Source organism: Paenibacillus sp. Root444D2, from assembly GCF_001426375.1.
Classification (GTDB): Bacteria; Bacillota; Bacilli; order Paenibacillales; family NBRC-103111; genus Paenibacillus_E.
In genome coordinates this window covers 282,358-303,344 of record NZ_LMEO01000050.1, presented here as the reverse complement: position 1 = coordinate 303,344, position 20,987 = coordinate 282,358, and the positions used below count along the sequence as shown (strand labels likewise).

Here is a 20,987-nt window from a genome sequence, read left to right as displayed (position 1 = left end):
AGAGATGACATGGACAAGACGACCCAATGGGAAGCGGGAATTCCCGTATTAGCTAACAAAGATGTTGTTATCATCGGGGGTTCTTTGGCTGGCATTACATGCGCGGTCGAATTGGCCAAGGCCGGACAACAGGTCATGATCATTGAGCCACGGACTTATTTGGGGCGGGAATTAACCGCCTCTCTTCGCCCGTGGCTTGACCTTTCTTCGCGTGAGGATGGGAAATGGCCTGAGCTGATTCAATTTGTCGTGGAGCAGTCAGCTGCACAAGCAGATGCTGCTGACATGGCTCATATTCCGCTGCAACCAGATCGGCTTAAGCGGTCACTGGAAGATAAACTAATGGCATATGGTATTGAGCTCATCTATGCATCGCTTCCGGTTGCCATTATAAGTAATGATCAGGAATCAGGACTGGAAGGCATTGTGATCGCTAATAAAACGGGCAGCCAATTCATCCGCTGCAGCAAGCTGATTGATACAACGGAAACCGCGATAGTCTCACGTCTTCGTGGTGAACCAGTGGTTGATTTGGCATTCAATGAAAAGGCAGCGTTTGCAAGGACATTGGAATTTACCGGCGTAGAGTGGCCGGATAAAGCTGCTGAGGAGCTTATGACGTATGCGGTTCCTGACGATTTGGGACTATTGGGCGGCCAAGTCCGGCTAATGGAGGGTTATCGTCGAAAGCAGCATCGCTATGTTGAGTATTGGTTGGAATTAGCGAGTGCCAATGAGATCGCAGCGGCGGGTGAACGTGAACTGGAAGCGCGCAGGAGCGGCATGGCGTTAGCGACTTATTTGTTAAAGCATGTCCCTGCATTCCGGAAAGCGGTGCTTTGCGGGTCGTCCTTCGAGCTTCACGGTCCTTTTCCTCTCAGGGGTGCGGAGATGCAACAAGGCAACCGCGTTACGCTGGCGATCGAAACGCAGCAGACAGCGAATGGGATGTTTGGCATTTATAGCTTGTGTAAGCAGCTGCCTGTATGTCTAGATCCGATTTTAGCGGTTGAAGCGGGTATGCAGCTGGCAATTGAAGTAATTAAAAGGCCTTTTACTAAACAAGTATTCACATCAAGTACAAGTAAAAAGATAGACGCCCCTCTTCCTACGCTCAAGAAGGTAGATGTGCTCGTCATCGGCGGCGGCTCAAGCGGAGCCTGTGCATCTATCACAGCAGCAGGGGAAGGTGTCAACTCGTTCCTCGTGGATATGAATCCGGGACTTGGCGGAACTGGGACACTAGGCGGGGTAGATAGCTATTGGTTTGGTAGAAGAGAAGGCTTCGCTTCTCGGATTCATGAGGCTGTGTTAGCCGTGCAGCAGGAAATCGGCTATAAGGGGCATAAATGGAACATCGAAGCCAAAATGTTCGCTTTGCAGCAGGAAGCCGTTCGCAAAGGCGTCGATTTGCTGTTTAATGCGTTCACATATGGCGTATTAATGAAAGAGAACCGCGTATGCGGTGTTCAAGTAGCCACACGCTGGGGACCTGCTGCGTTATATGCTGAGGTCGTTATTGATGCGACGGGGGATGGGGATGTGGCTGCTTTTGCAGGAGCAGAGTTTGTGTACGGCTCTGCCAAGGACCATACGGTGATGTGGTACTCCCTTGCCCAATATAAAACGCCGGATAAGATTCAAAACAATTTTACAAGCATGGTGGATGTATCGGATATCTTGGACTATACGCGTGCCATTATGGCTGGCCGCAGAAGAGGCGATCCGCAATTGCACGATCATGGCATCTATGTCGCTACGCGGGAAAGCCGGCACATTATAGGTGAAACCGTTATGCAGTTGTCTGATCAGCTTTTGCAGCGCAGCTGGCCGGACGTCGTTAATATTCATTTTAGCAATCATGATGTCAAAGGGGTCAGTGGCTCAGACTGGATAAATGTTGGACTTATCCCCCCTAATTTAGAAGTTGAAATCCCTTACCGTCTGCTGCTGCCAAAAGCCATTGAAGGTTTGTTGGTTGCCGGAAAAGCCATATCTGCTACACATGATGCGCTTCCTGCTATTCGCATGCAGTCTGACTTAGAAAATCTGGGTGGAGTAGCTGCGCTTGCAGCCGCACTTGCCGTACGTTCAGGTGTCACACCAAGGGATATTAGGATTCAAGAGCTGCAGGATCGCTTGATTCACGAGGGGATATTACCTGCTTCGGTTCAAACTAGACGTCTTGCGCCTATTCATTATTCGGAAGAGGCGTTAAGAGGACTGGTGGATCAGATTGAATCGGAGCAACCGCTCTATGAATATGCGAATATGAGAATGAATGAAATTTATAAGGGACCCATTCCCTTTGTGGAAATATGCTCTCTAGGTCAGAGGATCGTACCGTTTCTGGCGGAAGCGCTTGAGTTGGCTTCGGGGGCGAAGCAAATCAGATTGGCGCAAGCATTGGCGATGCTTGGAAGCCAATCCGCCGTTCCTGTACTGATCGAAAGGATCATGGAACAGCTGAAAGGCACAGAGCTTCCTCGCCGGACTGCGGATATGATGTATGTCCAATTGCCGCCTGATCATGGCGCGATGCCAGATGTCGTTTACTTGCTATATTCCCTCGCGCAGACGAGAGATTCACGCAGCATTGCTGTATGGCAGCGGGTGGTTGACCTCATGCAGCCAAGGGAAGAAGACTTTACAGATACGTGGCTTGGGCTCTATTACTATGTGGATGCCATTAGCCAAGGAGCAGAGCGGTTGGGAGACCGAGGCGCTATTCCTGTTCTGGAACAGCTGCATCGTATTCCCTATTTACATTCGCAAATGAGCTCATCAGCTCCGCAATCCGATTATTTTCTGGAACGGAGAGCTATGCTCGAATTGGTTATTGCCAGAGCGCTAGCCAGGTGCGGCAGCAGACTGGGTTATGAAGTGTTGATCCAGTATGTTCGCGACGGGCGATCTCTTCTTGCGAAGCAAGCCTTACAGCAGCTGCGGACACTTAGTGGACAATTGCTCGATAAGGATGCGGAACGCTTGCGTATTTGGCTGGATTCGGAGCGGCCCTATCGCCAAACGCACCCACTCCAGCTTCAGCTTGATATTGAAACGAACAGTGAATCCATATTACGCACTTGTGAGGAGAAGAAGAGATGAAGCTTCATTTGGAAGGCGATTTGCAAGGACTCGAAGCGGGACTAAGTGTTGTAAGTATGGAGCTAGGATGTACGCTCCGTCCTGACGGTTTGGTGATTCAGGTCGTTCGATCAGACGATAACCAATTGGAAGCAGGCTTTAAAGACGGGAAAGGCTGGATTCGTTATAAAGAGCCCATTCATTTTTTTCGTGCATTTGGTCTTTGGATACAGCATTACGAGAGCAGGACCAATTTCCATCTAACGGAACACATACAGTTTGATACCAATGGCGTCATGGTTGACGTATCACGCAATGCGGTCTTGACGGTAGGGTCGGTTGAAACGATGCTGCGAAAAATGGCATTGATGGGACTAAATCGACTTATGCTGTATACAGAAGATACATTTGCCGTTGAGCCGTATCCTTATTTCGGTTACATGCGGGGGCGCTTTTCGGCGGAGCAATTGAAGGCTTGTGACGACTATGCTTTTTCCTTGGGCATTGAACTAGTACCGTGCATTCAAACCCTTGCCCATTTGACGGAAGCCTTGAAATGGAACTACGCCGGAGATATCCGCGATACCAGCGATATTTTGTTAGTTGGCAGTGAGAAAACTTACACCTTTATTCGTCATTTGATTGAGGCAGCGGTGGCGCCGTTCCGCAGTAAGAACATTCATATTGGGATGGATGAAGCCCATCAGCTTGGACTTGGACGCTATCTAGAGCAGAACGGCTACCGCAAACGCTTTGATATCATGAATGAACACTTGAAGCAGGTTGTTGAAATCTGTGAAGAGTTCGAACTTTCACCGATGATTTGGAGTGACATGTATTTCCGCCTAGGCTCCAAAACAGGCAATTATTACGATTTAAACGGACAGATTCCATCGGAAGTTATAGCCGATATGCCTACGAATGTGCAGTATGTCTATTGGGATTATTATCATGATGACGAAGCCTTTTACCGAACGTTTATTGAGAAGCATAGAGCTTTTGGCTCTGATCCTGTATTTGCTGGCGGGATTTGGACTTGGGGCAGTGTTGCTCCCAATTACGGCAAGACGATGGCTACTACTTTAGCCGCATTGAACGCTTGCAAATCAGAAGGAGTTCGAGAAGTCTTTGCTACCATGTGGGGTGATAATGGCGCAGAGACAAGTGTGTTTACCGGTTTAGCCGGCATGCAGCTTTTTGCGGAGCATGGCTATTCGGAGAAGGTGGATGAGGCGAAGCTGGCTGAACGCTTTGCATTCTGTACCGGAGGAAATTGGGACGATTTTATAGCCCTCAACGCCTTTGATGAAACGCCTGGTATATCCAAAAATAATATGCAGGAATCCAATCCTTCAAAATTTTTGCTTTGGCAGGATGTGTTGATCGGCTTATATGATTCTAACGTGCAAGGGCTGCCGTTAAGCGGCCATTATGCCGATTTGCAGTTGAAGATGTCGGCTGCAGTAGGTAGAAATGGGGATTGGGGCCGACTTTTCGTGTTTTATGAACAGCTGGCTGGCGTGCTGCGTGTGAAATGCGATATGGGTATTCGGTTGAAAAGCGCTTATGATGCAAATGATTTGGAGCAATTAGGGCGTATTGAATCGGAAATCAACAATCTGCGGAGTGATGTGGATCATCTGCGGAAATGCCATCGCACCATATGGTTAGCCGAGAACACACCATTCGGTTGGGAAGTTATTGATATCAGATACGGAGGCGTATTATCCCGACTGGAGACGGCTCAACAGCGAATTCAAGACTATCTTTCTGGAAGCGTTAGCCAGTTAGAGGAATTAGAAGAGCAGCGGCTCTTTTTCGATGCTCCGTGGGTCATGAGGGAAGGTACGCTGGGACGCGGCTCCTACCATCGGATTGTGACTGCGGGAACTTTCTCAGGATGAGGTGGCTACTTTGTTTTTAGCTTTGGATATAGGTACAACGAACATTAAAGCAGGAGTAGCTGATGAAAATGGAAAACTGTTGGCTACGGCAATTAGGGCTAACCGGAAGCAGCAGCATGCACAGGGGTATGCTTACTATGACCCGCAGCATCTGTGGAACACCGTGGTTGATCTTATCAACGAAGTGGTAAAAGGAGCACGCGTTACATCTATTCGTTCAGTGGGCATAACCAGTATGGCTGAAAGCGGGCTGCTTGTGGATCGCCAAACGGGCGCAGCCAGAACGATGATTATTCCTTGGTTTGAGACGTGTGCATTACCCTATGAGGCACGGATAAAAAGTGAAATTGACGCTTACGAGCAGTTTTGCCAAAGCGGACTTCATCCGTCTTTTAAGCAAGGACTGTCGAAGCTGCTTTGGATACAGGAAACGCAGCCCGAGGCGCTTGAAGGCACCGTTTGGCTATCCGTTTCCTCCTTTGTCGCTTATTTACTTACAGGAAGGTTTATGGAAGAGGAAACACTTGCTGCCCGAACATTCGTGTATCGCATGGATAAGCAGGCTTGGAATCTGCCGTTAATCCAGCATTTTGGACTTAAAGAAAGTCATTTTCCAACTGTTGTTGCAACGGGAACTTCCATAGGAACCGTGCTGCCTGAAGTTAGTCGGAGACTAGGTTTAGGAGTTGAAACAGCCGTTTGTCTTGCCGGCCACGATCATGTATGTGCTTCCTTGACAATTGGTCAGTCAGAGGTCGGGCGTGTCTATAATTCCATGGGCACTGCGGAAACGTTGGTGGGGCACTTCGGCATAAGGGCGCTTGGGGAAGCCGATTACCATTCCGGTCTTGCCTTCGGACGCCATCCACTGCCGGGTCAAATGTTCTGGATGGGCGGTCACTCAGCCTCAGGGGGTTCAGTGGAATGGCTGCGGGATCTTTTGGATAAAGGAGATTTATCCTATTCCGATATTCTAGGCATGTTGGATCAGGTAGCCCTTACTCCGACAGGTATCCTGTACTACCCTTATTTGTCAGGTTGCGGTGCGCCTTCTCCGAATGCCTTGGCAAAGGCTGGCTGGATTGGCCTTACTACGCGTCATAGTCGAGGCGATATGTTCAAGGCCATATTGGAAGGAAACGCATACCAGATGGAATGGCTGCGGCAGGAAGCCGAAAAAGTAGGGAGAGAGCCCATCAACAAACTAATTGTTGTCGGTGGGGGTGCCAAGAATAAACACTGGCTGCAAATAAAAGCAGACGTATCCGGCATCGAGCTCCAGCATCCGAATTTGCCGGAAGCAACACTGCTTGGCGCAGCGTTAATGGCGGGTGTCGGTTCTGGTGTGTATACTTCGTTCGAGGAGGCCATACTTGCTCTTCCAGCACCAGAGTCACAAGTCTATGCGCCTGACCCAATGAGACACACGCAATATCGGTCCATGTTCGAGAACGGGTTCTCACGCTTTCGTCCTATGCTCCTAGAATACGACATGTGGCTAAGTCAGCAGTCAAAATTGTAGGCGAAGATGAAAAGTAGCCCGAAAGTGAAAAACATGACTTATCCAAAAACACAAAAAGTAAAGAAATAGCTTTAGTGAATTAGGAGATGGGGTAAACATATCTATGATTGAACTTTCAAAGAATTTATTTCTATATCAGGACACATGTCATGTGTACGTTGTGAAAAATGGAACAAAGGCAGTACTAATCGATTTCGGCAGCGGTGAAGTACTTGATCGACTCACAGAGATCGGGGTAGATCAAGTCTGCGCGGTTTTGATGACGCACCATCACCGCGATCAAGGACAAGGGCTTGCACGCGCGTCAGAAGCAGGTATCCCCATTTGGGTGCCGCACACCGAACAAGAGCTGTTTTCGAACATTGATGCACACTGGCAAGCGAGGGAAGTATTTAATAACTACAATGTCCGTCAAGATCGCTATTCCTTACTCGAGCAAGTAGCTATCGCCGGAGCTCTGAAGGATTACGAATCGTACGAATTTGCCGGATATGGATTCAAGGTAGTTCCTACGCCGGGACATACAATCGGTTCCGTTAGCTTTCTTGCCTGGATTGACGGTCGGCACGTTGCCTTCACCGGTGATTTGATCGCAGGCCCCGGAAAGATGTGGTCGCTCGCGGCGACACAATGGTCATACAACGGTGGGGAAGGGCTCCCAGCCACCGTCGCTTCCTTGCTCGATCTTCAGGAACGTGCACCGGATTGGCTGCTGCCGTCGCACGGTGAACGAATGGAGCGGCCATCCGAGGCAATCGGCATACTTATCACCCGGCTGCAGGAGTTGATGCAATACCGTCAGCAAAACCCGCGGCTGCTTCTATTGCGCGAACAGCCTTTCGAGGAAGTAACTCCCCATCTGCTGCGCAGCCGAATGAGTATGTCGAATTATTATGTGCTTCTATCGAAAAGCGGTAAGGCGCTCTTCTTTGATTTTGGCTACGATTTCCTGACGGGTATTCCGGTCGGATCGGACCGGGCATCCCGCAGACCATGGCTGTATACGCTGGCGACATTAAAGAAGCAGTATGGGATTACGCAGGTGGATGCGGTCGTGCCGACACACTACCATGACGATCATGTGGCCGGCATTAACTTGCTGCGGGACAACGAGGGGACCAAAGTTTGGGCTTCTGAAACGTTCGCAGACGTTCTTCGCCAGCCTTCTTACTATGATTTGCCTTGTCTTTGGTTCGATGCTATCCCTGTTGACCGTGAGCTGTCAATCGGTGCCTCGATCCAATGGGAGGAGTACGAATTCACGCTCCACCCACTGCCCGGACATACGTTATATGCGGTGGCTATCTCGCTTATGGTCGATGATAAGCACGTGCTTGTCTCTGGGGATCAATATCAGGGAGGAGAAGGGCTGCTCTGGAATTACGTGTATCAAAACCGCTTTCGCATACAAGATTATGTGGACAGCGCAGCTTTGTACGAAACTTTGCATCCCGATGTAATCCTGACCGGCCACTGGGAGCCGTTATGGGTACAGCCTGGTTACTTCGCCGAACTGGCAGCGCGTGGTAATGCTTTGGAGAGACTTCATAGAGAACTGCTCCCACTAAATGAAGTTGACTTTGGGGCAGAAGGGATCGGCGGGCGACTTTCGCCTTACCAGACACACACTCAAGTTGGTGAGAAATTTACGATGCAGGTTGAAGTGAAGAATCCATTCGCACGTGAAGCACTTGCTGAAGTGCGATTGGTTGTGCCACCAGGCTGGCGGGCCGACCCGGAACAAGCATCACTTCAGTTAGCAGCAAAAGCGACGGAGACTATTGAATTCTGTGTCACTCCGTCCGGGCCTCCTGTTCGTCGCGCAAGGGTAGCTGTAGAATTGACTGTGGAGGGAAGACGCTTCGGCCAGCAAGCGGAAGCGCTCGTCACTGTGCAGTAAAATGGACAAGAAGGTCCGATGGGAATTGGATATTCGTAACGAGTAGCAGTCAAAAAGCTAACCTTAACAGGCTAGCTTTTTTTTGTGCAGTAATGGTATTCTGTATCAAATGGAATTTAAAGGGAGAATATGGAATTGACAAATCGGAGGTTATTCCTTGAGAAAAAGTTTTAAAATCATCAGCCTTATTATCGTGCTCATTTTGAGTTATATCGTTGTCGCGCCCTATCAATATAGCATGACAGCCCTGGAGTTTTACGCGGTAACTATAGCTTATATACTGCTGTCATGCTTGCATATCTTCCTATTTGCCAAAAGTATAACACTTGAAAAAGGTATAGGTATTGTATTTCTCCTATCAACTATCATCTTCGCACTAGTAGAAATTAACCATCAAATCCCCAATTTAAGAATTAAGCTAATGATTGAACCTTATGTGCATAATGCGCCAATTAAAATACTAGGATTTAATAGATCTCAATCGGCTTCTCTGCCAGGAGATCCTAGCAAAAATGAATTAAATGAAGCTCAAGGATCTAGAACTATATTTCTAGAAAAAGCGATAACTCCTGGAAAAAATGTGGATAGGTATACGGTTTTGTTTAAACGTCCTCTTTTCATAGATCGTATCGATGTATCTCGGAAGACTTGTTTTGACTTAATCTTCTGTAACTATCATTATGTCGGCTTTGTTCTTATCGACCCAGATAAGAATGAGTTGATCGCATTTTCAGTAATGAATAAAGGAGTAGGTAAGTAAGCTATCATTGAAATGATCATTTTAGGTCGCCGAATGAATGAATCCATATTCTCAGTTGAGTGATGTTGTAGAAAGGAGACCGTCGATTCATTCATCTAATCTTGCTCTGCAATGGAGGTGTCTTAGATCGGGTTCAATCTTCACCTATGCTCAATTGAGGTTGCTAGATGAATGAATCCATGTGCGCGGTTGAATGATGTTGTAGAAAGTGCAACAATTGCTGCCGTTATCGCGCTTTTTCCGTACATTGTTGCATCATGTACAACAATTTGCTCCTANCGCAAGCGGGAACATCCAGCAAGGCACCATCATTGGGAAGTTAAATGTGAATCCATGTGCGCGGTTGAATGATGTTGTAGAAAGTGCAACAATTGCTGCCGTTATCGCGCTTTTTCCGTACATTGTTGCATCATGTACAACAATTTGCTCCTATACAGGCCATTTCGCAACAAATGGGCTAAAAATGTTGTACAAACTGCAACTTCAAGTTGCAAAATAGCCTTTGGGCGTGTGAATTGTTGTATGAAATACAACATTGGTAACCACTAAGCCCATTTGCCTTCACGAAAGGTGAATGACTCTAAAATTGGATTTTGGAGTTTTGAATACCAGTTGTGAGAGACATAATGAATCAATCGACAGTCTAGAAAGTGCAACAATTGCTGCCTATATCCTACTATTCCACTATCTTCCTGGAAGTTGCATAATGTTCATCAATTGGCCTGAATGACAATAGCTTGTACGATGTTTAAGGCACCTTGTGGGAAAATAGGGCTTAATTGTGAAATTAGCTCCTTAAAGTCTTATCCGACGATTTTTCTCCCGAATCCACACTTCATTTGAACGTTAAGAGTCTCTAGGGACTCCTATTTTTACAAAATACGCTGGAAATGAAAAGATAGCAGTCTCTAAAGACTCTTATTCAACTGCATTTCTCCCGAATCCACACATGGAAAAATCGAACTTTTATTATGAAATTGACTCCGAAATGCAACTTCAACTTGCAAGATAGCCATTGAGCATGTGAATTGTTGTAGAAATTACAACATTAGTAGCTACTACAGCAAAAGCTACCTTCAAAAGGCTACTGAAGGGCTCTGAAATCGAAATGTTGGAGTCATATCTCGGAAAACGGAAACGAATGATGGCAAGAAATGACAAAGCATATTACAATTTATCAGGAACGTTAATCAGAGTGCGGTCCATAGGGCTGCATTTTTTTTGTGTAAATTAAAGCGTCATTTCTGTATTATGACCACTATTTCTTGAAATCGTCTGCTAGTTTCGCTAGTTCGGCGGACCTATAATGAAGTCAAGTAAACGTCATCATTTAGCTTTTACAGGGGGTAAATGTTTACGGCCAGTATATAAACAGGAGGGTGTATATCAAATGAAAAAATTGGTAGTGCTAGGACTTGCTACAATGTTTGCGCTTACAGCATGCTCGGACAACAAAGCAACAACAACAACAGAAACTCCAAAAGCAACTGGAAACGCTAAGCCAGCCAAGCTGTCGCTTAACTGGTCCGTCATGAATGGAAATCTGGGGAATGTGACACTGCCTTCCGCAGACAAAGATTTCGTCAAAAAAGCGATTGAAGAGAAATTTAACGTGGACTTGAAAATCGATTATATGGTGACTGGTAAAGAATATCATGACAAGTTGAATGCTACTTTGGCAGGCGGAAGCGCTCCTGATCTATTCATCGCCGGTGGTGCCGAGTCCCAGAAATACATTAATGATGGAATTTCCGCTAACCTGAGCACATTCGTTACGAAAGAAACGATGCCTAATTATTTCAAGTGGGTAACGAAAGAAGAAGTAGATGCTTTCCAACTCAAGCAGGGTGAGTTCACTCGCGGCATGGTGCCATACTCACGTAACACCTATGCTTCCTGGTATATTCGCCAAGACTGGCTCGATAAGCTAGGGTTGAAGTCTCCCAAAAATTACGAGGATCTGACCAACGTATTAACCCAGTTCACGAAAGCTGATCCTGACGGCAACGGCAAGCAAGATACTTATGGCTTTACGGCAGCAGGCAGCGGGCAAAATCTTCCTTTCGACTTCCCGCAATGGTTGAACAACGGATTTGTAGCTGACTTTATGATCGTCGACAACAGCTATGTTGATAATCGTACGGATCTTAAAGTACAAGGGGTTATCGATCAAGTGGTGGAATGGAACAAAGCTGGAATCGTAGATCCGGACTGGTTCCTGAACAAGCCGCCAGCTCATTTTGATAAAGCTGCTCAAGGCAGAGTCGGAATGTTCTTCACGGCTGGCGAAAAAACAGTGGCTCTGGACAGTGTGGCTACAAGCGTACAAAATCGTACGAAAGCTCTTGATCCAAAAGCCAATTGGCAGCCGATCTATCCGCTCGACAAACCGATCATGTGGAAATACAACGTACCTACTGACACGTTCTTGATAAGCAAAGCTACAGCCGATAAGAGTCCGGACAAAGTGAAGCGTTCCTTGGAAATCGTCAACTGGCTTGAAGGTGAAGAAGGCTTCTTGCTGACCCACTTCGGGCAAGAAGGTAAGCACTACACGAAATCTGGCAACAAGATTACTTTAAATGTTGCAGCTTTCGAAGCTGATGTCGCCAAAGCAGGCAACTGGTTGAATGTGTATGCTGCATTTACACCGGAAGATCCTAATGTACTCGGATTTGAACTGATTGATTCCCGTATTTCCGAGCATGACCGTGCAATTCTGAAAACGGTTGAAGGCTTCCCGAAACATAATGCATTGCCGCCAGTAAGCTTAGTTCCTCCTGCAGGTATCAACATCGGGGATTTCCGCAAAGAAATGAGCAAATTCCATGCCAAAGCAGTTCTTGAAGACAAGAGCGGTAAAAATTGGCCGCAATACCGTGAAGAACTGATGACCAAGTTCAAAGGAAGAGAAATTTTCGCCGAGTATACCAAACAATTGAACTCCGTTATGAAGGATAAGAAACTAAACGATTTTAAATAAACGTGTCGAGGCATCGAGGGGAACCCTGGGTTGTTCATGGGTTCCTTCTGCCTTCCAACAGAGATACGGCTAGGAGGATATGGCGATGGCGGAAACCACAACTGCATTGAATGAGAAACCTACAGCTGCACGCCCTGTGAGGCAAGGTAAACTACGAAGAATATACCACAGCAGATGGTTCTACCTCATGATGATACCCGGACTGGTCTATTATATTCTGTTTCATTATGCTCCTATGATGGGAACCTTAATTGCTTTTCAGAACTATAACTTAATGAAGGGCATCTGGGGAAGTCCTTGGGTAGGCTTCGATAATTTTCGAGTCATTTTCGATAATCCTGAATTTTATCAAATTATGAGAAACACGCTGTTAATCAGTGTTTACAAAATTGTGGGCAACATGGTGCCTGATGTTATCCTTGCTCTTATGCTGAATGAAGTCAGGGTGCTTTGGTTTAAGAGAGCGGTACAAACCATTACTTACGGACCTTATTTTCTATCTTGGGTCATCGTATATGGATTAGCTTTCTCTTTCCTTGCTCCGGGCTCCGGATTGATTAGTACGTTTGTACGCGATATGGGTTGGGGACAAATTGATTTATTGACGAACAAGGATTTCTTTAGACCAATGCTGGTACTATCAGAAATTTGGAAAAATACCGGATTCGGAGCCATCATCTATTTGGCGGCTTTGGCATCCATCAACCAGGAACTTTATGAAGCTGCCGTCGTGGATGGTGCAGGACGTTGGCGTCAGCTCTGGCATATAACGCTGCCTGGTATCCGTGATGTATTCGTGCTCATGTTGATTATTAGAATCGGCGGCATACTGGATGCAGGCTTCGATCAGGTTTTCATCTTCTTGAATGCCCGGGTGTATGATGTCGGGGATATTGTGGATACATGGGTTTATCGATACGGCTTTGAGCGTCTGGAGTTTGGCGTTGCAGCAGCTATGGGTGTGTTCAAATCCTTGGTAGGGCTCATTTTGGTTATAGGTGCAAACAAACTGGCCAAGAAAGTCGGAGGTTCCGGCATATGGTAGATTGCATTTTGGAAAAGGAGGGGGTTTACGATGTCATTCGTACTCCAAAAGTCAAAAGGGGATAAGGTTGCTGATGCGGCTATAAATACCGTTCTGGCCTTGTTTGCCCTCGTCACCTTGTTTCCGCTTTACTATGTCGTTGTCGTTTCGTTGACTCCTTATATAGAAGTCATGAAGAATGGCGGTTTCGTAATTTGGCCCGAGCATTTAACTTTTCAAGCTTATAAAGAAATATTCGGAAGCGCGCGTATTCCCCAAGCGTTGAAAATTACCGTATTCATCACAGTTGTAGGCACGACTTTGAATCTTGTAGTCACTACGCTGTTGGCGTACCCGCTATCTAAGAAGTCAGTTCCAGGCCGTAATTTTATCCTGATGGCGCTCGTTTTCACGATGATTTTTAGCGGAGGAATCATTCCACTTTACATTATGGTTCGCAGTCTTGGATTGTACGATTCGGTCTGGGCGCTCGTTATTCCAGGAATGGTCTCCACGTTTAACTTATTGATTGTCAAAACGTACTTTGAAAACCTCCCAGCTGAAGTAGAGGAGGCAGCCAAGGTGGACGGTTGCGGAGATATACAGACACTATTTCGCATTGTCCTTCCATTGTCGGCGCCCATTATGGCTACGATTGGTTTGTTCTACGGAGTTACGCATTGGAACGAATATTTCAAAGGTATCTTTTATATTTCCGACAAAACGCTTATGCCCATGCAGGTCGTGCTGAGAAGCATGATTCAAGCGCCGAATGTCAGCTCTGAACTGTCGATTAATTCATTGGCTTTAGACGCGCTGCCTCCGGAAACGATCAAGATGGCTGTAGTTGTTGTAGCGACATTACCGCTCCTGATCATCTATCCGTTCCTGCAAAAATATTTTGTCAAAGGTGCATTGTTAGGCTCCGTAAAGGGGTAATGGTGAGCGCACATGAGTAAACAGGAAAGATTTAGGTACAAAGAAGTATTGACCATGCTATAATATTTAAAAAGTCACAAGCCCTCGATATCGGGGGCTTTGCTGTATCCTCATAGGATAGGGGAGCGATCTTGCATGATTCGTCGGATTACAGGAAAAAGCTTCACTTCCAGTGTCAGCACCAAGCTGTTTATCCTTACTTTTTTGTCCGTAATCGTACTTTTCCTGGTGATCGGCATTTTCGGATACCAGCGGCTTTTCGAGCCGATCAGGCAGAACAATGAAGAAGTGCTGCAAGGCTCCGTCGTACAGGTTGAAAATTATATCAAAACATTAATGAATTCTATACAAAGTCAACTGATCTTTCTTTCCAATCCGGTTTTATACAATAAAATGGATGAAGCCGACTATATGGAGCTAATCGATAATATCATGACTTACCACCAAGAACAGATACATAGTATTTATCTGATCGAATATGACAAAGTGAAGATTAGCTCTCCCTACGGGTATCGATTTTATATCACTCCGGAGCGGATCGAGGAAATTAAGACTCAGACTAGCAAAACAGGCTTTTGGTGGAGTCCACCTCATTCAATCAATGAACGCTCCGTTATTACAGTTTCCAAGCAAATCGACAATAACCGCGTCGTTGCGCTAGATTTGAATTTGAATGCGCTAACTGGTCCGCAGATCATTCAAGGTGAGCAGCGGCGAATTTATTTGTTTACAGGCCAAGGCGATTATTTGTCGACAAACACGTATCTCGCCTATCCGAAGACATTTCAGGATCATTTGCAAATGAAGGATGCCTTGCAAGCATTAACCCAGAAGAGCGGGACGGCTTACAACACCGTTCACACCTCTTTTGGAAGCTATACGGTGCTTAGCAGTAATCAAAATCGCTGGGACTGGTTTGTTTTCTCCGTGATCGAGGAATCGCAGGCGTTTCCTTTGTTGGATTCGCTTAAGAAACAGCTGGTTGTAGTGCTGCTAATCGCGATTATTCTTGCAGTTATTGTTTCCGTATGGATTACGAACTACATCCGCAAGCCTGTAACAGCGATAACCCGACAATTCAAGGCGGCTGCGCGCGGCGAATTGGAAGTTCGTATCAAACTGAAGCGCAACGACGAGTTCACGCATATTGCCGACGGTTTCAACAGTATGATGGGTAATATTAAGTCTTTGTTTGATGACTTGCGGGTAGCGGAGGAAAAGAAGCGGCATCATGAACTGAAGGTGCTGCAATCGCAAATTCACCCCCATTTTCTTAACAATACACTTAATGCCATTTATTGCTTGGGAGAAACCGGGCAAACGGATGAAATGTGTGAAATGATTCGCTCGCTGATGGGGCTACTGCAATATTCAACAGACAAGGTCGGAGATATTGTGACCGTTGAGGATGAACTTCGGCAATTGGAAAACTATGTTCAGATTATGAACCTTAGGTATGGGGATGTATTCGAGATGGACATTGCCGTCCCGGAGATCTACTTTAACACGGCAATCCCGAAGCTAACGTTGATTACATTGGTAGAGAACAGTATTTTCTATGGGCTCACTAAAAAAGAGGTTAATCATATTATTGTCTCGTGGAAAAGTACGGAGACGGATAGTGTATGGCTTGAGGTTTCGGATACGGGACCAGGGATTGATCCTGAGAAGCTTGCCTTGCTGACGGAAGAGACGGGGACGCCAAATCCTTATAAAGGTTTGAACAATCTGGGGCTGCGCAATGTGCAAGAACGGCTTAGTATGACATTCGGTTATCCGTATGGTCTGCAATTTCATAATGAACCGGATGAGGGGCTAACGGTGACGATACGTCTCCCGCTAGGAGAACTTCGAGAGAAATAAATGTAGCGGAAGGGGAAAGTGCCATGCTGAAGCTGCTGATGGTGGATGACGAACAATGGGTACGTGAACGCTTTTCCGAACGGATTCCTTGGTCGGATGCAGGGTTTACGTTTATGGGAGCTGCATCGGGAGCGGAAGAAGCGATCCGAATGATAGAACGGGATATGCCGCATCTGCTGTTAACGGATATTACGATGCCGAATATGAGCGGATTAGAGCTAGCCGCATATGTACGCAAGAGGTGGCCGCGAATCCGAATTGTGATCCTGACGGCTTATGGCGAGTTCGAATACGCACGCCAAGCGATCGAGCTGGGTGTGGATAACTATTTGATCAAGCTGGCGCAGACGCCTGAGCAAATTCTCGATGCTTGCCGCAAGGTGGCTGAAGAGATTGAGCAGGAAATGGATGTGGATCAAAAGCTGGAGATGCGCCGTAAGTTGGAATGGGAAAAGGAATGGACGAAGAAGCGCCAATGGACAGGGCGGTTGGTGGACGATGATGGAAGTATCCATGGCCGAACAATTCCTGAAGAGTGGTTCAAAGGGGTTGCCCAAGCCAGCTATTTGGCGGGATTGACCATTGGCTGGAGCGTCCCTGCGGGATCCGAGCAAGCTGATCTAACGGAGGAAGTGCTTGTTCAGCTCCAAAGACAAGTAGGTGAAGTATTGGAGCAGAGATTGGACCAGCGCATACTCGGTGAATGCAACCAGATGGTGACGCTGCCGATACGGCAAAGCCGGTTGTGCCTGTTGATCGGATCCAGACAGCTTCTGGAAAGCTTCAAGATGAACCAGCTGGCTTTGGCCGCACTGGAAGCTTTAAGAGATTTCGCCCCGGTTAAGAGCTTTATTCATGTCGGCCCGGTACGGGAACTAGGCAAGCAACCTTTGACAGTAAAGCAGATTGCCGACGGGTTACGCGAAGGATTAGATGGACTAGCAGCGTATTTCTATAAGTCGGATTCGTCTATTGTAAGCAAATATGCGACAACATTCCGGCGATTCGATGAAGAGCAGATCCGTGAGTGGATTGCTGCTGTGGTAAAAGCGATGCTGCGGGAGGATGCCGAAGCGTTCCAGGAAAGCGTGTCTGTCATAACAAAGCTTTATAATCCACCGGTTCATCCAGAGGATCTGCTGCGGATGACACGACAAATGTTTCACCCCGGGTTCGTAAAGCTTCCAGCCTCGGTCGTGGAACGATTAAATGGAGTCGATCGATTGGAAACGTGGGCGGATTACTGCACATGGTGGGAAAAAATGGTTCACGCCGTAAACGAATGGATGAACAGTCGCATTCATCCGTCAGCATCGGTGCGCAAGGAAGTTCAACTGATGATTCGCTATATTCGCGAGCACTACAAAGAAGATGTGCAGGTGACAGAGCTTGCTAAGCTTGTTCAATTGCACCCCTCTTACGCAGGTCAGATGTTCAAACAGGAGGTCGGCGAGAACTTCTCGGATTATTTGAACCGAGTTCGTATGGAAAAGGCAAGCGAACTGTTGGAACGGACGACGATGAAAATTTACGAGGTATCCGGAGCTGTCGGTATCTCCGACTACCGGTATTTCTGTAAATTGTTCAAGAGCCACACAGGATTTACGCCTACGCAATATAAAAATAAACAAGTGTAAGGGTTACGAGGGGCTGTCTCATAAGGTCAATAGATCTTAAAGGATGGCCCTCTTGGCGCAAAAAATCTACTGAGAAGTCGATTTCTGCCTTCAAAGTTTACCAACGAGCTTCGGCTCGCCGAGCTCTGCTGAAAGCGCGTTTTTCGCGCCTATTTACTCGGTGGCGTCGGAATAAGCGCGTTTTCCGCACTTATTCCGCACAGACGAGCAAAACCATCTACTGAGAAGTCGATTTCCGCCTTCTGAGGCTCTACCAACGAGCTTCGGCTCGGCAATCTCTCGCTGAAAGCGCGGTATCGCGCCTATTTACTCGGTGGCGTTGGAATAAGCGCGTTTTCCGCGCTTATTTGTCATGGATTCGTATTTTACCTCAACTCATATAAGGACTTTTTAAAGACTTGTCTTTAATGTCGCTGCTCAATTAATATAAGCTTATAGACAGGTAAGCTGAGAGGAGTATGGCATGAATACAATAGATGAATTGGGTATCATCCAAGTACTAAAAAAAGGTGTTCATCGCAATAAATTAAGTTTTAATCAGGATTGGCGTTTTTTTCGGGGGGATACACAAGGTTCAGAAGCGGCTAATTTTGATGACTCAGCTTGGGAGATTGTGCACCTTCCTCACACTGTGAGGGTAGAACCGGCCCACTGCAGTGGAGGCTTGAACTATCTGGGTATCTCCTGGTATCGGAGACACTTTTATGTGGATAAGGCTTATAACGGTCAAAAAGTATTTGTAGAATTCGAAGGTGCGAAGCACTCAGCTGATGTATGGTTGAACGGGAAACATCTTTTGACACATTACGGCGGTTACCTGCCATTTACAATAGATATTACGGATTATGTTACGGCAGATGGAGAAACGGATCATGTTATTGTGGTGAAGCTGGACAACTCTGATATGCCGGATGTTCCACCAGGTAAACCTCAGGGTGAATTGGATTTTTGCTATTATGGCGGACTCTATCGGAATGTATGGCTGCATACGACGGATAAATTGCATATCACAGATGCTATTTATGCGAATCAGCAAGCAGGTGGGGGGCTGTTCATCACTTACTCGGATGTAAGTTCACTTAAAGCCCAAGTAAATATACAAACACATATTAGTAATGAATATGATATCCCTAAGGCTTGCTCGGTTTCACATTATATTGTAGATAACAATAATGAAGTTGTTAGTAAGGTATCATCCAGTTTACACAACATTGATCAACAGAAGGATCATACATTTACACAGAGCGTTACAGTATCAGAGCCCAAGCTTTGGCACCCGGAACATCCCCACCTATATACTGTATACACTGTTGTTTATGATAGCGATGTAGTTGTAGATGCCTATGAAACAAAAATAGGGATTCGGTACATCAAATTTGATGGTGAAGGCTTTCATATCAACGGGACTTTAATGAAATTAATTGGCGCCAATCGACATCAGGAATATGTATATGTGGGAGATGCTCTATCTGATTCTTTGCATAGAAGAGATGCGATCAAACTAAGAGAAGGCGGATTTACGATCATTCGTACAGGACACTATCCGCAATCTCCGGCTTTCATGGACGCCTGTGACGAATTAGGCCTGATGTGTATTATTCCGACTCCTGGATGGCAGTGGTTCAGGGATAACGATACGTTTAAAGAAAGATCCTATCAAGATATACGTGAGATGATTCGTTATCATAGGAATCGCCCTAGTGTCGTATTGTGGGAGCCTATCTTGAATGAAACCGATTATAGTGAGCAATATACACGGACAGCTCTAGAGGTCACACATGCCGAATATCCAGGTGATCAATGCTATGCGGCCTGTGACAATTATAGAATTGCTGCGATTGACTATGATGTCGTTTACGGAGCAGCACTTCGTGATCATCAGGGATCTTTCATCAGGGAGTGGGGAGACCATTATCTGGAGCAGGCGGGTCCAAGGCATACGCATCTCAGATGTTCAAGAGGGACAAGAGATTTCTACCCAGGCGGCGAGTCTGGCATGCTGCAGTCTTCGAAAGAGCGTACCGACATATTAAATAACATCCTAGCTACAAAAGGACTTAGCGGCGGAGCACTGTGGACCGGTATTGATACGAACAGGGGATATTACGATAATATAGCTGCTTGTGGTGCACTGGATTTATATCGTTTACCCAAATATAGCTATTATTTATTTCAAAGCCAAAGTGACCCTGATTTACAAATATCGGGAATTCGTACAACGCCAATGGTATTCATTGCTAATGATTGGACATCAGCTTCAACGAGGGATATTACGATTTATTGCAACTGTGAACGAATCAGGCTCTATCTGAACGGAAGGCTTCTCGGTGTTAAGAAACCAGATGCAAGCTATGGCAGTATGCCGCATGCACCTTTCATATTCGAAGGGGTTGAATGGGAGCCGGGAAAATTAATGGCTGAAGCTATTGTTGACGATGTTATCGTAGCAACGCATGCCGTCATGACGCCGGGGACTCCGGATTATTTAACATTATCAGTGGATGACTGCGGTATCGAACTTAAGCGGATGGTTCTGATTTAATCATGGTCCATGTTTATGTAAGAGATGCCAATGGAACCGTTGTTCCGGATGCATACAATAAGATAGCATTCCAGTTGACGGGGCCGGCAGAAATTGTCGGTGATGGAGACGGTAGAGTGGGGTCAAACCCCGTAGAAGCAGAAGCGGGTGCCATCGGGGTGTTAATTCGCGCGACGAAGGAACCAGGCCTAATAACACTACATGCGGAGTCAGATGGATTAAAATCGGCGACTGTAGAAATCATATCGCAGCCCATCTCTAAGCCATTAGTACCAGGGAAATTTCAAATACCACCTGATCGAAAACCGGAATATGAGGTAGATCAGATTACCTTCTTCTCGCCACCGTCATCTAGATATTGGGAACATTGGACAGATGTTGCGATCAACAAACCAGCGATAGCAAGCTCAGAGCTGCCTGGATGCAGCGCTGGTCAAGCAACAAGCAATATCATCGCTGATCGGTGGAGCGAGCGTTGGAGTGCTGGAAATAATGACCTGCCGGTATGGTGGAAGGTAGATCTTGAAGGGTTCTACGAGTTGGATGGCTGTAAGATCTATTGGGAAAGTGATAATACAGAGTATGAATATCAAGTCGAAGTTTCATCCGATGATAGCCATTGGAAAGCGGTAGCTTCTCAAAGACAAACGGGACAAGAAATGGGCATGGATGAATTTCATGAAACAGGGATCAGGTACTTACGCATTGTTGTGACCGATGTATCCAAAGGGTTACCCAGCTTTTACGTAGTGAAAGTATTCGGAAAAGACATGTAATCTGCCTAGCTCATACGGCAACGTTACCTTGCTTGTAGGCAGAGGCCTAT

Annotated in this window: 12 protein-coding genes; all 12 read left to right on the top strand. The window is 46.3% G+C overall.

Translation table 11 applies throughout. The features are described from left to right. The first annotated feature begins 9 nt into the window (after nt 1-9). The 12 genes from ASD40_RS28875 (at nt 10) to ASD40_RS28815 (ending at nt 20,937) form a co-directional block, all read left to right on the top strand. On the top strand, nt 10-3,108 hold the full coding sequence (locus tag ASD40_RS28875; protein ID WP_057306586.1) for an FAD-dependent oxidoreductase: 3,099 nt from the start codon (nt 10-12) through the stop codon (nt 3,106-3,108). Then, nucleotides 3,105-4,991 carry a beta-N-acetylhexosaminidase gene (locus ASD40_RS28870; RefSeq protein ID WP_057306585.1) on the top strand — a complete coding sequence of 629 codons (1,887 nt, stop codon included), beginning with the start codon at nt 3,105-3,107 and terminating at the stop codon, nt 4,989-4,991. Before ASD40_RS28875 ends, ASD40_RS28870 begins: the two co-directional genes overlap by 4 nt. A gap of 10 nt (nt 4,992-5,001) precedes the next feature. Further along, nucleotides 5,002-6,513, top strand: a complete 1,512-nt coding sequence (locus ASD40_RS28865) for an FGGY-family carbohydrate kinase (protein WP_057306584.1) — start codon at nt 5,002-5,004, stop codon at nt 6,511-6,513. Nucleotides 6,514-6,616: 103 nt separating this feature from the next. Further along, nucleotides 6,617-8,413, top strand: coding sequence for an MBL fold metallo-hydrolase (locus ASD40_RS28860; RefSeq protein ID WP_057306583.1), 1,797 nt, complete (start codon nt 6,617-6,619; stop codon nt 8,411-8,413). Between the two features lie 157 nt (nt 8,414-8,570). Next, a complete protein-coding gene (locus tag ASD40_RS28855; RefSeq protein WP_057306582.1) occupies nt 8,571-9,173 on the top strand; it encodes a hypothetical protein in 603 nt (200 codons plus the stop codon). Nucleotides 9,174-10,563: 1,390 nt separating this feature from the next. Continuing rightward, on the top strand, nt 10,564-12,156 hold the full coding sequence (locus ASD40_RS28845; protein WP_057306580.1) for an extracellular solute-binding protein: 1,593 nt from the start codon (nt 10,564-10,566) through the stop codon (nt 12,154-12,156). Between the two features lie 85 nt (nt 12,157-12,241). Next, complete coding sequence (locus ASD40_RS28840) at nt 12,242-13,201, top strand: ABC transporter permease (protein ID WP_082562522.1); 960 nt, start codon at nt 12,242-12,244, stop codon at nt 13,199-13,201. A 30-nt stretch (nt 13,202-13,231) separates the two neighbouring features. Continuing rightward, a complete protein-coding gene (locus ASD40_RS28835) occupies nt 13,232-14,119 on the top strand; it encodes a carbohydrate ABC transporter permease (RefSeq protein WP_057306579.1) in 888 nt (295 codons plus the stop codon). Nucleotides 14,120-14,254: 135 nt separating this feature from the next. Beyond that, nucleotides 14,255-15,982: a sensor histidine kinase gene (locus ASD40_RS28830; protein ID WP_057306578.1), complete on the top strand. Its 1,728-nt coding sequence runs from the start codon at nt 14,255-14,257 to the stop codon at nt 15,980-15,982. A gap of 23 nt (nt 15,983-16,005) precedes the next feature. Next, entirely contained in the window at nt 16,006-17,619 is a 1,614-nt protein-coding gene (locus tag ASD40_RS28825; protein ID WP_057306577.1) for a response regulator transcription factor, read from the top strand. A 463-nt stretch (nt 17,620-18,082) separates the two neighbouring features. Next, the gene (locus ASD40_RS28820) at nt 18,083-20,161 is read left to right on the top strand and encodes a glycoside hydrolase family 2 protein (protein ID WP_057306576.1); all 2,079 of its coding nucleotides are present in this window, start codon (nt 18,083-18,085) and stop codon (nt 20,159-20,161) included. Nucleotides 20,162-20,163: 2 nt separating this feature from the next. Continuing rightward, nucleotides 20,164-20,937, top strand: a complete 774-nt coding sequence (locus ASD40_RS28815) for a galactose-binding domain-containing protein (RefSeq protein ID WP_057306575.1) — start codon at nt 20,164-20,166, stop codon at nt 20,935-20,937. Nucleotides 20,938-20,987: the final 50 nt, after the last annotated feature.